Genomic DNA, 13478 nt, shown 5'->3' on the forward strand with positions numbered 1-13478 from the left:
TTACTATAGAAGGTTACCCCCTCCAAGTTCCTAATATGGTAAAAACCTTTTTCAAAATCTTTGCTTACCCCACATGTAAAGATTTTGTTACTCTCCACTCCTTTTATATGCTCCTTGAGTTAGGAGCTTTTTATTTTCATTTTACTCCTTTGTTTTATTTAAGATTTAGTCTCTTGAGTTTTTAAAACTCAGCGGCTTTTTGTATTTCACTTTTTTAAATGCAATACAGCAAAAAATAATATTTGAGAATAATTTTTTATGTGTTATGTTATGAATTGTTCCCAAGATTTTATTTTAGAATCACGCCTTTACTTTCTCATAGTAAAATTATAATTTTAAGCTATACTAATCCTTATCTTTTTAAACATTCAAGGATATTTTATGAAAACATTGGAGATATTTAAAAAGGCTATTTACCCATTTTTGCTAGGAATCTTTTTAATCTGTTTTGTGACGGCTTGTGCTACTAAAGATGAAGCCAAGCTTAATGAAGATAAGATTAGTATTAATAAAATGATTGCCTTACATGAAGATATGAATAAAAAGCATGGATTAACGACTAGTTACTCTGCTAATATTGCAGTAGCAAATGATGAATACGACAAAGCTTACAAGCTTTATTATAATGAATGCAGAAATGGCTCTACAATAGATTGTCTTAATGCTTACTATATAGGCGAAGAACGTGCGTTAGAAGAATATAATAGTCAAATATTTGCAAGGCAGCTTGCAATCAGTGTTAAGCAAAGCCTTAAGGCGTGCAAGAGCAATGTTAGTCTTGGTTGTGTGAATGTATTTTTTGCATTTGAAGCACTTGATGATAACGATGAATTTATTACGAATGCTATATCTCCTGTTTTAGAGGGCGTTAATGACGAACGTATTGTAGATAAAACACTTAATCTCACAAAAAAAGAATGTAAAAATGACGATGCTACTTCTTGTTTCTATCGAGCGCGTGTTTTAAGGGTGATTGATAACTATGCAGATGTGGAATACTATATTGATAAGGGCTTAGAATTAGGCTATGCGATAGCCCCTTTTGTGCGATTACCTTCACAGTCGCTGCAAAATATAGGATACTTTAAACGTTCTTGCGCACTTAATGAGGCTCTTTCTTGTAGATATGTTGCTCATTGGCTAGATAAATATGAAAATGACTATACTCGTGCAAAAGAGTTTTATCAGAAAGCTTGCAAGCTAGGTCTAGAATCTGCTTGCGTTGAAAGCAGTAAGGGAAAAGCACAAGTCGATGAATTGGGTTCCCCTGTTATTAAGCGCAGGTAATAGCCAACGTTATAAATTTTTGTATTACAAAACTTTGTTGATATTCCAAGAATTCTTGGATACAAAATGGAGAAACTATGTCAAATAACACAAAACCCATCAGTGCCGTAGCTTTGTTTAGTGGCGGATTAGATTCTATGATTTCTATGCAGCTTTTAAACGAACAAGGAATTAAGGTCTATGCTCTCAACTTTAACATTGGCTTTGGTAGCAATAAGGACAAAAGTGAATATTTATATCATGCCGCAGAGCAGGTAGGTGCAGAGCTTATCCAAATTGATATTGCTAAACATTTTTTTAGTAAAATTCTCTTTAAACCGCGATTTGGCTATGGCAGATTCTTTAATCCTTGCATTGATTGTCATGCTAATATGTTCTCACATGCTTTTGCTAAAATGCTAGAGCTTGGAGCAAGTTTTGCTATTAGTGGTGAAGTACTAGGGCAGAGACCAAAAAGTCAAAGAAGAGAAGCATTAGACCAAGTAAGGCAGCTTGTGAGAGGAATCGGCGAGAATCCTCTTTATGATTCTATTCTTAGTCGTGATGGCAGCGATCCTACAAAGCCAAAAACACTTGATGAGCTTATTTTGCGACCTATGAGTGCAAAGCTTTTGCCTGAAACTTTCCCCGAAAAAATGAAGTGGGTTAATAGAGACAAGCTTTTAGATGTTAGCGGCAGAGGCAGGCAAACACAATTAGCAATGCTTAAAAAATATGCTTGGAAATATCATGAAAAGCCAGGCGGAGGTTGCTTACTTACAGATACTGCAGTTGCTCTCAAAATTAAAGATATGGTTTCGCATAGAGAAGTCGTCTTTGAAGACGTAGTGCTTTTTAAAGTCGGACGTTATATGGTGCTAGAAGATGGGGCAAGACTTGTCATCGCCCGCAATGAGGAAGAAAACAAGAAGCTTGACATTACTCATGGTAAAATGGACAAGATTATCCCCAAAGATGCTAAAGGACCTTTGGCTTTGCTTGATAAAAGTGCCACAGATTCTGAAAAAATTCTTGCTGGACGTATTGTGTTGGGCTATTGTAAAACAGATTCTAATCAATCATATAATATACAAATTGGAGAAAAACATTTTTCTCTGATGCCTTGTTCAAGAGAGGAAGCAAATCAATATTTATTTTTGCACCCTTCTCAATAATCTCGTGCTTACCATACATTGATTCTCTCTATGAAAAGCATATCAATCATGCCGCTTTACCGCCGTTGTATAGAATCGGTGTTTCTATAAATTCATATCCAAGAAAATTGAATATAGAATCATTCTTATTGCCTTAGACAAATGCAGACTAGGCTTGCGAGTGTTAGTATTGTTAAAGCGCATCAATGAATATATCAGAGTGAAGTGTTTCGTGGGCTTTTGTCTTTAGTATATAAGTGAAATAAAGTGCAAATCATTAATGACTAGCCTCTTTTATTTCCTACAAAGATTAGGTATTTTAGTTTCTGAAATCAACTCTTAAGACATAATTAAGCCTGTAATTGAGTATAATGCAGTTTTATTCTTGCTGAGAAATTAAAAATTAATTCAAAGGAATATTATGCGATTTTCAAAACTTTTTGCCCCTACAATAAAGGAGATTCCAAAAGATGCAGTGTTAAAAAGCCATATTTATCTATTACGTGCAGCATTTATTCATCAAATTGGCAGTGGAATCTACAACTTTTTACCGTTGGGCAAGATTGTTCTTGATAAGATTGAAGGGATTATAAGAGAAGAGATGAATAGGGCAGGAGCAAATGAAGTTACAATGGGTTTTCTTACCCCTGCCCCACTTTGGGAGAAAAGCGGTAGGTATGCACAATATGGCGAATTAGCAATTTTTACAGACAGAAAGAATGCAGAATTTGTACTAGGACCAACACATGAGGAGTGCGTGAGCGAAATTGCGAAAACTTATATAAAAAGTTACAAGCAACTTCCCTTTAATCTCTATCAGATTCACTTAAAGTTTCGCGATGAAGCAAGACCGCGATTTGGCTTGCTCCGTGCAAGAGAATTTATTATGAAAGATGCTTATAGCTTCCATGCCGATAAGTGTTCTTTAGATAAAGAATTTATGAATATGTATGATACATATAGTAGGATTTTTACAAGATTAGGGCTTCAATTTCGTGTTGTAGAAGCAGATTCCGGGGCTATTGGAGGAAGTGGTAGCCGTGAGTTTATGGTATTAGCCGAATGCGGAGAAGATACCATTGTGGTGTGTAAAAATTGTGATTATGCCTCCAATATTGAAGCAGCTAAAAGAGTAGCAAGAACTTGCGATAATATGTCGCCACGAGCAACAAGTCCTTATCATAAATTTCATACACCGGGAGTAAGAACCATAGATGATTTGAGCAGATTTTTTCAAGTCAGCCCTTTTTATCTTATAAAGGCGGTGGTGCAAAAAGTTATTTTTAAGGATAGAGAGGAGATTGCCGTATTCTTTGTGCGGGGTAAAGATAAATTAGAATCTACGAAAGCACTTAATGCTCTCAAAGAAATAGATTGTGATATTATTGATATGATAGAGGCAGACAACGAATTCTTGCAGCGATACAATCTTCCTGCAGGTTCTATTGGTCCTATACATTTACGCAGCATTACAAAGTCTCGTTTTATTGTTTTTGATTCTGAATTACGCGACAATGAGGATTTGATATGCGGTGCAAATGAGCATGAGTTTCATTATGTAGGTGTGAATTTAGCAGAATTTGAGGATTTATTTTATTATGATTTAGTGGCTGTCCAAGAAGGAGATTTATGTATAAAGTGTGGCGGGGAATTAAGCTACACCAAAGGCATTGAGGTTGGGCATATTTTTAAGCTAGGCACCAAATATTCTTCTCCTTTACAGGCTTGTTTTTTAGATTCTCATGGTCAATCTTCTCCTTTTATTATGGGCTGTTATGGGATTGGAGTTACGCGCTTGCTATCTGCAATTTTGGAGCAAAAAAGCGATACATTCGGCTGCATTTGGGGCAATGTTGCGCCCTTTAAGCTTGATATTATTATTTCTAATGTAAAAAATGAAGCAGAAGTTAGCAAGGCAGAAGAAATTTATAGGCATTGCTTAGAATCTGGTATTGAAGTAATACTAGATGATAGAGAGTTACGATTCGGGGCTAAGATGAAAGATTTTGAGTTAATTGGTTTTGAATATGCTCTTATTGTGGGTAAAAATCTCATAGAGGGTAAGGTAGAAATTGTAAAAAGAGATGGGCTTGAAAGAAGGGAGATAGCATGTGAGCATGTGTATGAAGAGCTACATAGAATCTAGGGTTTAGAATTTATATGCCTTTATCTGTCTTGATTATAAGGAATCTCTATGCTGTCATTTATGTGTTAGTGGGGGAGGGGGCAAATTCCCTCGCTTACTAAAAACAACAAGGAAAGCTACCTTATCAAACAATAACACAAATGCGTTTGCAAATCAAGTTAGCTATTTTCCTGCCCACATATTAGTCATTGATAAGGATTTCTTGAGTGTGTTTAAAAAACTTGAAATATCAATGCAAAATTATTAAATCAACAATAAGATTAGGAATCTCTCTATGATGTATTGCATCATAGGGGTATAATATTCATTAGACTTGATAAATGAAATGACTTATGCTCCTGTTTGAGACTATTCAGAAGGCAAGGTAATGAGAGAGCATTTTTTAAAAGTATGCAGTCCAGAGGGAGCAATCATACATGGCGATACACGCAAATATTGCTTTTAATGCCAAAGAGGAATAGATGTTAGCTAAACAGAATGTGTCCTTAAAGTTTCACTATTGTTTAGAACTTCTACCTAGATTAGATTCAGATACGGGACAAGATAAATTGCATTCTAAATGCAATTAGGTCTTGATTTTATGCAATATATCTAGGCAGGATTTTAAATATTATGTGTTTATGATGTTTTGGCTAGACGGAAGACTTGATTATCTGTGATAAAGATGAAAAGTGAAGATAAAAGAAGTGTTATCTATTGTTTGGAAAGCATAGCAACAGATTGTTCTAAGTTTATTAAGAAAGTGCGTGAAGAAACGATTTTTCCCGAAAGAGAGAAGTCGATTAGTTATCGAGTGTGCAAATCGAGGAGTAGCCATTTTGTTGGCGATAGGGTGAGTTGGATTCCTAAGCTTGTTTGTGGTTAGAGATTATTCTGCCAATCGAAGAATTTTGTGTTTTTATTAATTTGTGCTAAGCGGGTTTGTTTTGTTGCTTACCCACAACACATACGCTTTACAATGTCTAACTCACTCTAATTCCGCTCTTTCTCAACATTAAAACAATGAGGAAAGCGATGAGGTGATGTAGCCAAAGTGTGTAGGTCTAAAAATACCCCCCCCCTCGCATCTAGTACATAAACATGAAATTTATAGAAAATATAACTGTGAAGTAAAAGCGATAGGTTTCAATGAGCTTCCTTATGAAAATGCAAAGAGATTAAAAAAGCTGTTTAATCTAAATGAATCAACTTTAACGTAACAAAGAATATCTAAATCCAATCTGTGCTAAGCCAAACTCAATAAATCTGGTCTGAAATATTGTGTTTTCATTCTTGCCATATTTCCTCTTAATTTATCAATGACGGCATGATTTCCTTTAAGAAATTCTGAGGTAGGAAGGATATTGCTAGTCCTATCAAATGCTTTAGATTTTGCAAAATTAGGAGATTCTAAGAGATTAGATTCAAAGCTTTCCCCCTCTAAAGATTTTACATTACCTAGCACACCATTCTTATGTCTCAATACAGAATCTGCCATACACAAAGCCCCTAATTCTCCTCCTGTAAGCACAAAATCTCCAATACTAAAAATTTCTGTGGCATACATTTCAATAATACGCTCATCAAATCCTTCATAACGACCGCATACAAAAGATAAGTGCTGGTATTTGCTCAATCTCTTAGAATCCTTATAGCCAAATTTTGCACCACAGGGGCTAAGAAAGATAATCCTAGAATCCTTGACATGCTGCAAAGCTAAATGCAAAACATAAGGCTCAAGCAACATGCCAGCACCACCACCAATAAGAGTGTTATCAACCTTTTTATATTTATTGGTAGCAAAGTCTCGAATATTGACACATTCTAGGTCTATTAGCTTATTCTGCAAAGCACGTCCTATGATGCTCACATTAAAGTATGCAGTAATAATGTCAGGAAATAGGGTAAAAAAACTAAGCTTCATACTATCTTGCTTTATTGCTTGTCTTAGCGCAAATTTCACAATCTCTAAGATTGCTTTTGTAAGAAAGTCTTGATATTGTCAGCCACCATTTCCAATAGTCTTTGCTTAGTATCTCTATAAGCCCATGCAATATGCGGCGTAATAATAACTTTTTGGGTAATTGTAGAATCTAAAAGCGGATGATTGGCATTCATAGGCTCTTTCTCTAAGACATCAGTTCCAAAGAAAAAGTCTTGTTTCTTAAGGTTATTAGCTACATCTTGTTCATTAACAATGCCGCCGCGTCCAAGATTAAGCAAAATTGCTCCCTTTTTAAGTTTCTCAAGTTGCTTTGCTGTGATAAGATTGTGTGTTTTTTCATTTAGGGGCGCATGAATGGAGATAATATCGCTTGTTTCAAGTAGATTATCAAGGCTTTTATGGGGAATTTCTGCTTGCGTATTCTTTCCGCTAGTAGAATAGTAGCTTACATTCGCACCAAAGGCTTTTGCTAAACGGCACACTTCTTTTCCAATGCTGCCTAGTCCGATAATACCCCACTCTCTCTTGTACAGATCAACAATAGGATAAAGCAAATGACAAAAAATTTCACTCTTTACCCATTCTCCGCTTGCAACATAATGTGAATAATAAGGCAATTTTCCTAAAAGGCTTAAGGCTAGCATAAATGTATGTTGTGCCACTGCACGTGTGGAGTATCCAGCGACATTACGCACGGCTATTCCCCTTTTTTCTGCGGCTTGCAAGTCAATATTATTCATACCGGTTGCAGCTATGCAAATCAGTTTAAGTCTAGGTAAGGATTCTATGATGGTAGAATCTAAGATGACTTTATTGGTAATAATAATTTCTGAATCTTTGCATCGTTCTATAATTTGATTTTTTTTGGTAGTTAGATAAGAGGTAAAATTTCCAAGTGATTCAAAAATCCTTGAATCAAAATCACCTAAAGTGAGTGAATCTAGCAAAACAATATTCATGTTGTCTCCTTAAAATCTTAAATATACACAATATTAACAAATCTTTTCAAAGGTTTGCAAGATTCTCTCTGCAACTTGTTTTGCAGTGTCAAGATTCATATTTTGATGACAAGGAATAGAAAGTTGTGCATGATAAAAATCCTCTGCATTATGTAGCAATGGGTAAGTAATTCCTAAAGTAGATTCTAATTGTTTATAATACAAAAAATGATAAATAGGCTTATAATGTACTTGAACACCAATATTTTGTGTGATAAGAGCATTGATAAGAGATTCTTTCATACAGAGATATTTAGAATCTAGCAAGAGAGGATAAAGATGTCTAGTGCTTTTTTGATAATGCTGTATTTTGGGCGTATAGAAATAAGGATTATCTTTAAAATAATCATCATAGAATCTTGCAATCTTTTCTCTTGCAATGAGAAAGGATTCTAATCTTTGCAGCTGCGAGATACCTAAGGCTGCACTTAATTCGTGCATTCTAAAGTTAAATCCTAATCTTATGCAATCATGATTGTGGAAGCTTTTCTTCTCTATACCATGAGAGCAAATCAGCCTCGCAATGTTAGCAAAATAATCGTTTTGCGTAACAAGAACACCCCCTTCACAGGTGGTAAATGGTTTCACTGCATGAAAGCTAAAGATGCTTATATCCGCGTCCTTATCTTTTTGTGCAGGGGTTGTTTTTGTGTTGTTAATTTCCCTACCACCTATCTTTTCTCCATAAAATTCTGCGCCAAAGGCATGGCTAGAATCTGAAATCCATAAAATTTTATGTTGATTGGCAAAGGCACGCATACTATCTCTCTCTACACTTTTACCCGCATAATCAACCGAGCAAATTGCAATCGTATCTTCACGCAAATAAGATTCTAAAGATTTAGGGTCTAGATTCCCGTCCATTGTAATATCTGCAAAGATAGGGATTATATCATTGGCTAGCATCATATTGCTAGTTGCTACAAAGCTTATGGGAGTTGTGATAATGCTATATTTCTTAGAATCTCTTGCTTTTTTTAGTCTCATGGAATCGGCTAAGAGTGAATCTTGCATAAATTCATCTTGCCTAATAAATTCTTTGAGTGCTGCAAACGCCATGTAAAGAGCGGAAGTGGCGGAATTACAGGCAATAGCATGCTTTATGTGAAGAAAGGTAGCAATGTTTTCTTCAAATCTCTGCACACGACAACCCTGTGTAAGATGTGAAGAAAACAGAGCTTCTATCAGCGCATCTTTATCAGATTCGGTAATATTTTGTGTGCTATAAGGAATAAAATGTGGGAGCATAGCTTGTCCTTTAGAGATTGGAATCTTTTGCTATAATGTGCTAAATATTATAACTTAAAACAAAATGAAATAGCAAAGGAATAGAATGATTAGTATATGGTGCGATTTTATTGAACGTAACTTTCTGCAAACAACCTTTCAAGAACTAGTCAAACAAGAATTCATTGAAGGGGCAACAAGCAATCCGAGCATCTTCGCAAGTGCATTAAAAAGCGGAAATTATGAAAAAGAAATTGCACAAATGCGAAAAGATTTAGATTCACATAGACAGCCATTATCACAAGGATTGCAAGCAAAAACCATCTATGAGAACTTAGCTTTGCAGGATATACAGAGTGCAGCCAAGATTCTTCTTCATCTCTATAAGAAAAACCCACAAAATGGACTTGTTAGCATTGAGATTGATCCCAATTTTTGCGATGATATAGAATCAAGTGTGCATGAGGGCGTAAGGTTGTGGCAGAGGCTAAAATGTCCCAATGCCATGATAAAAGTACCCGCTACGCAAAGCGGCTTTATAATTATGCAAAGGATTATGAGTAAGGGCATTAATGTCAATGCCACTTTGGTTTTTAGCAAGGAGCAAGCAAGAAGAGTGTTGCAGGCTTTTAATGAAGCTTACAAGGAGCGCGCTCATCATACAGACGCTGTATCACATGATTGCGGGCATACTCTTTGCAATCCTCAAGGTATTATTAGTGTTTTTGTGTCGCGTTTTGATAGAGAAATGGATTTTGTATTACCAGATTCTTTACGGGGCAAATATGGAATATGCAACGCGATAGATATTTATGAGGACTTCCAAGCGAACAATGAGAATGCAAATTTCAGAATCCTTTTTGCTAGCACAGGGGTAAAAGAGAAAAATGCTCTTTATAATGACATGGGGTATTATGTCTATCCTTTAGCTTTTGAGAATTGTGTTAATACGCTGCCTTTAGCGACTTTGCAAGAAATTGATTATAAAAAGCTTCGGGCGATTAATCCCTCTGATACCCCAATCTTTCATAGCAAGGTTTTTAAAGATATTAAGAAACACCTAGATTCTCAGGGGCTGTCTATTGAGACAATAGAGCAAAAACTCTTAAAAGATGGGTTACAAAGTTTTAAACAAAGCTTTAAAGATATGCTAGATTCTCTTAGCTAAGAAAGAGTTTCATTTTAAGATTAAGAAGAAATATAGCTCAAGGAGTACTATGGTTTTAATGGACGGCAAAAAATTAGCGAATACCATACAAGAAGATATCGCTAAAGAAGTATTAGAACTCTCTCAAAGGGGTGTTACCCCAAGTCTTGCTGTGATTCTAGTAGGAAACGATCCTGCAAGTCAGACGTATGTGAATATGAAAGCAAAAGCTTGCAAAAAGGTAGGAATTACCTCTATTCTCTATGAAATGCCTGCAAATATTGCCCAAAAAGATTTATTGGGTATGATTGAGAATCTGAATAATAACAATAATCTTGATGGAATCCTTATACAGCTTCCCTTACCCGCACACATTAACACAGATGAGATTCTAGAATCTGTGTTGCCGCATAAAGATGTTGATGGATTTCATACGCAAAATAGCGGCAAGCTCCATAGCGGGATTTCTGGCTTTGTGCCTGCTACTCCACTAGGCATTATGTCTCTACTAAGACACTATAATATTGATATTAAGGGAAAAGATGTTGTGATTATCGGGGCGAGCAATATTGTAGGTAAGCCATTAAGCGCACTTATGCTCAATGCTGGTGCAACGGTGAGCATTTGCCATATTCACACTAAGGATATTGATTCTTACACTAAAAGAGCAGATATTATTTGTGTAGCAGTTGGAAAGAAAAATCTCCTCACTAAAAATATGGTAAAAGAAGGGGTAACCATTGTAGATATTGGAATCAACCGTTTAGACAATGGCAAAATTGTAGGTGATGTAGATTTTGAGAATGTGTCTCCCTTATGTGCATTCATTACCCCTGTGCCAGGTGGAGTTGGTCCTATGACAATTGTTTCGCTCTTGCAAAATACTCTCAAGAGTGCAAAGGCACGAGCAAGCAGAATCAGTTTATCTCTTTAATATGTTATCGAAACCACAGATTCACAACCTCATCGCCTTTGATTGTTTATTGGTAAGTTTGCTGTTAGGTTAAGTATCTTATTTGAAACTTCTAATAAAAGCTTAAATTTTTAATGTTTTGGGATTCTTTAGTCTTTCCATCTCTTGATATTTTTATTAGCTGACTTATCATTAATGCAGGTTTAAGGTTGATTTGAGATAAGGAGTCTTTAGGGTTAATAGCGCAATGACATAAAACATATTATCAAGTTTTCTCTTGCCCTAATTTAACAATCATTAAGTTCTAGTCATAAATCACTCATTAGTAAGCGGTAACTAATGGAAAGTTAAGAGGAATAGTTTTTAGAAATTAACAAAGCCTATTCTCATGCTTTATTGCATAAATAAAGAGCTTGTCAATCTTGTTTAATGAACAGTGGGTTTTTGCTTAAATGTCATCTCATCAATCTATTCCCTATATTCTTGAGAAGCTCTATACAAAAGAGAAAACACAATGTTTTTATTCTAAATAACACGTAATGTGTGTGTTTATAGCTCAATTAAGGTGAGATGATACAAAATAGTTTTAGAGATAGTAAATTTGCTCATTAATGCTGGCTTAATGCTTGGCTTTGTGTTGGAGGACATGGGCATTAGATGAGGTAGCCAATTTGATTCAATATTCAAGCTTTCACTAGGCATTCAAGGTAACTTCAGTTTGCCTGTTCATTCATAAATATGGGATTGCAAATACAGCAACTTATTCAGCCCGTTGCAGATACTCCTTATGAGAGTTAATTTGAGTTTTATACAGAAGTTTAACTTACGGCTATTGATTCTAAGTTTCATACACTACAGCCTATCAAGACAAAGCTTAGTTTATTGACAATAAAATGGCAGTGTGCTTTGCCTAATAACAATGTATAATCCAAGTTTTGCGTATTATCTTTCTGAATTTTGCGCTAGAAAACTAAAGAATTTTGCTTCTCAAGCAATGTTATGTGGGCAAATCATGCTAACATTCGCTTCTAGCGAGTCTTGTAGCAACAATGCCCTACCTGCAAATGACATAGAATCTAGAATCTTCATCTTGCACTAAAGGCATTTCTTTGCTACACTACAAGTTTATTTTTGCGATATTAGGAATGTCATGCAACAACCTGCTCTTTTAGATTCTGCACAATCCACAGATACAACGCACTACAAACCGACTATTAGTAAAAAAATCTTAAGTATCACAGGCAGGACGAATGCGACTTATAAGCTTATTAATGAGGGAGATAGAATCCTGTTAGGTTTAAGTGGAGGCAAAGATTCTATGTTGCTAGCGACTTTGCTCGCGCATATTCAACAGCATGCCCCCTTTAAGTTTGAGTTTCTTGCTATGACAGTAGATTATGGGAGGGGAGGGGAGTATGATTATATTTTTGAATATTGTGAAAAGTTAAGAATCCCCTACGAACTCAATCGCACAGAAATTTTCAAGATTTTAGAGAATCATAAAAAAGAAGGTAGCATTTATTGTTCTTTTTGCTCAAGAATGAGGCGGGGTGAGCTTTATAATATCGCATTAAAGAGGGGCTTTAATAAAATTGCACTTGCACACCATTTAGATGATGCAGCAGAGAGTTTTCTTATGAATCTCACCTATAATGGTTCTCTTCGCTCTATGCCGCCATATTATAAGGCAGCAAATGGTTTGGGCGTCATTCGTCCCTTAATTTTTGTGCGAGAGAGACAAATCATTGATTTTATCGCAAGCAACCACATTTATATCGCACCCGATTGCAACTGTCCAATTAATTGGTTACCGCAAGATAAACGACCGCGCGCTAGAGAAGAAAGTAAGCAATTACTTAAACATTTAGAATCTCACAATCCTCTTTTGTTTAAATCTCTCAAAAATGCTTTTAGTAATTTACATGCTAATAGCTTTTGCGATGAGAGATTCTTAGATTCACAAGATTTCCTATCCATCAAAGCCACAGCATTTTCTAAGAAGGATTAATAAAAGGCACTTTTAGAGATGGGAATCTTTTTTTGCTATAATGTGCTAAATGTCATAACTTAAAACAAAATGAAATAGCAAAGGAATAGAATGATTAGTATATGGTGCGATTTTATTGAATGTAACTTTCTGCAAACCACCTTGTAATGAGCGGAAAGACGGTGCTTAATATTGCAACAAGAGAGAATTTGAGATAAAGGAGCTAGAATGAAAATTCAAGATGAGAAAGAATTAGCACAAGCCTTAAAAAACGAAGAAGATTGTATAGAGATAGAGGGAAATTTGGCACGCGGCACATTCAAAATAAAAGCCACTGGAAAGATAGCTTGGGCGGTTTATATCTTATTTGCAGCTGCAGCAGCAATCATTGCGAGTAGGAGAATGGCTACACCCGCAGCGGAGGATTTTATAGCTTTCGCAGCCACTATTGCCATTGCTGGAGGTGGCATTGGGGTGTTGAATAAATTGAGGGATTACAAGTTAGAGAAAATCTCTGACACGCACATTAAGCTTATTAAGTAATGATTGCAAAAGAGATAAGAGATACCACTACCCCAAAAACAGATGAAAAAATGGGGTTGCACTAGAGTTTATCAACCTCAAGTGATACATTTGATGTCTAAGAATGGTATGCGGCATGTGTTTAAATGCAAAGCAATTATGGAAAGACCCCCCCCCCCGAGTTTGTCTTTCAA

The 13478-nt window shown here is 35.7% G+C and carries 10 protein-coding genes; 7 read left to right on the top strand and 3 right to left on the bottom strand.

What is annotated here, in order from left to right; translation table 11 throughout:
- Nucleotides 1-381 precede the first annotated feature (381 nt).
- The 3 genes from CQA44_RS09770 to CQA44_RS09780 all read left to right on the top strand — a co-directional run bounded on the left by CQA44_RS09770 (nucleotide 382) and on the right by CQA44_RS09780 (nucleotide 4566).
- Nucleotides 382-1287, top strand: coding sequence for a sel1 repeat family protein (locus CQA44_RS09770; RefSeq protein WP_115547060.1), 906 nt, complete (start codon nucleotides 382-384; stop codon nucleotides 1285-1287).
- 77 nt (nucleotides 1288-1364) lie between these two features.
- Entirely contained in the window at nucleotides 1365-2441 is a 1077-nt protein-coding gene (locus CQA44_RS09775) for a 7-cyano-7-deazaguanine synthase (RefSeq protein ID WP_115547061.1), read from the top strand.
- 400 nt (nucleotides 2442-2841) lie between these two features.
- Nucleotides 2842-4566: a proline--tRNA ligase gene (locus CQA44_RS09780; RefSeq protein ID WP_115547062.1), complete on the top strand. Its 1725-nt coding sequence runs from the start codon at nucleotides 2842-2844 to the stop codon at nucleotides 4564-4566.
- A gap of 1225 nt (nucleotides 4567-5791) precedes the next feature.
- On the opposite strand, the gene trmD is transcribed toward CQA44_RS09780, so the two are convergent.
- The 3 genes from trmD to CQA44_RS09795 are packed head-to-tail and all read right to left on the bottom strand — an operon-like array spanning nucleotide 5792 to nucleotide 8736.
- Nucleotides 5792-6469 (bottom strand): tRNA (guanosine(37)-N1)-methyltransferase TrmD, encoded by a 678-nt coding sequence (gene trmD / locus CQA44_RS09785; protein WP_115547069.1) that lies wholly within the window; start codon nucleotides 6467-6469, stop codon nucleotides 5792-5794.
- Nucleotides 6470-6513: 44 nt separating this feature from the next.
- Nucleotides 6514-7449 (bottom strand): D-2-hydroxyacid dehydrogenase, encoded by a 936-nt coding sequence (locus CQA44_RS09790; protein ID WP_115547063.1) that lies wholly within the window; start codon nucleotides 7447-7449, stop codon nucleotides 6514-6516.
- A gap of 33 nt (nucleotides 7450-7482) precedes the next feature.
- A complete protein-coding gene (locus CQA44_RS09795; RefSeq protein ID WP_115547064.1) occupies nucleotides 7483-8736 on the bottom strand; it encodes a DegT/DnrJ/EryC1/StrS family aminotransferase in 1254 nt (417 codons plus the stop codon).
- An 85-nt stretch (nucleotides 8737-8821) separates the two neighbouring features.
- On the opposite strand from CQA44_RS09795, the gene CQA44_RS09800 reads away from it, so the two are divergent.
- The 4 genes from CQA44_RS09800 (at nucleotide 8822) to CQA44_RS09815 (ending at nucleotide 13305) form a co-directional block, all read left to right on the top strand.
- Nucleotides 8822-9883 (top strand): transaldolase, encoded by a 1062-nt coding sequence (locus tag CQA44_RS09800; protein WP_115547065.1) that lies wholly within the window; start codon nucleotides 8822-8824, stop codon nucleotides 9881-9883.
- 49 nt (nucleotides 9884-9932) lie between these two features.
- Complete coding sequence (gene folD / locus CQA44_RS09805; protein WP_115547066.1) at nucleotides 9933-10796, top strand: bifunctional methylenetetrahydrofolate dehydrogenase/methenyltetrahydrofolate cyclohydrolase FolD; 864 nt, start codon at nucleotides 9933-9935, stop codon at nucleotides 10794-10796.
- Between the two features lie 1129 nt (nucleotides 10797-11925).
- Nucleotides 11926-12783: an ATP-binding protein gene (locus tag CQA44_RS09810; protein ID WP_115547067.1), complete on the top strand. Its 858-nt coding sequence runs from the start codon at nucleotides 11926-11928 to the stop codon at nucleotides 12781-12783.
- 207 nt (nucleotides 12784-12990) lie between these two features.
- The gene (locus CQA44_RS09815) at nucleotides 12991-13305 is read left to right on the top strand and encodes a hypothetical protein (protein WP_115547068.1); all 315 of its coding nucleotides are present in this window, start codon (nucleotides 12991-12993) and stop codon (nucleotides 13303-13305) included.
- Nucleotides 13306-13478: the final 173 nt, after the last annotated feature.

The organism is Helicobacter sp. MIT 14-3879 (genome assembly GCF_003364125.1).

Bases quoted from the DNA above. Each gene is read 5' to 3' on its own strand.
- CQA44_RS09780 (WP_115547062.1), top strand. From the start codon at position 2,842: ATGCGATTTTCAAAACTTTTTGCCCCTACAATAAAGGAGATTCCAAAA.
- CQA44_RS09800 (WP_115547065.1), top strand. From the start codon at position 8,822: ATGATTAGTATATGGTGCGATTTTATTGAACGTAACTTTCTGCAAACA.
- CQA44_RS09770 (WP_115547060.1), top strand. From the start codon at position 382: ATGAAAACATTGGAGATATTTAAAAAGGCTATTTACCCATTTTTGCTA.
- trmD (WP_115547069.1), bottom strand. From the start codon at position 6,469: ATGAAGCTTAGTTTTTTTACCCTATTTCCTGACATTATTACTGCATAC.
- CQA44_RS09815 (WP_115547068.1), top strand. From the start codon at position 12,991: ATGAAAATTCAAGATGAGAAAGAATTAGCACAAGCCTTAAAAAACGAA.
- folD (WP_115547066.1), top strand. From the start codon at position 9,933: ATGGTTTTAATGGACGGCAAAAAATTAGCGAATACCATACAAGAAGAT.
- CQA44_RS09810 (WP_115547067.1), top strand. From the start codon at position 11,926: ATGCAACAACCTGCTCTTTTAGATTCTGCACAATCCACAGATACAACG.
- CQA44_RS09790 (WP_115547063.1), bottom strand. From the start codon at position 7,449: ATGAATATTGTTTTGCTAGATTCACTCACTTTAGGTGATTTTGATTCA.
- CQA44_RS09795 (WP_115547064.1), bottom strand. From the start codon at position 8,736: ATGCTCCCACATTTTATTCCTTATAGCACACAAAATATTACCGAATCT.
- CQA44_RS09775 (WP_115547061.1), top strand. From the start codon at position 1,365: ATGTCAAATAACACAAAACCCATCAGTGCCGTAGCTTTGTTTAGTGGC.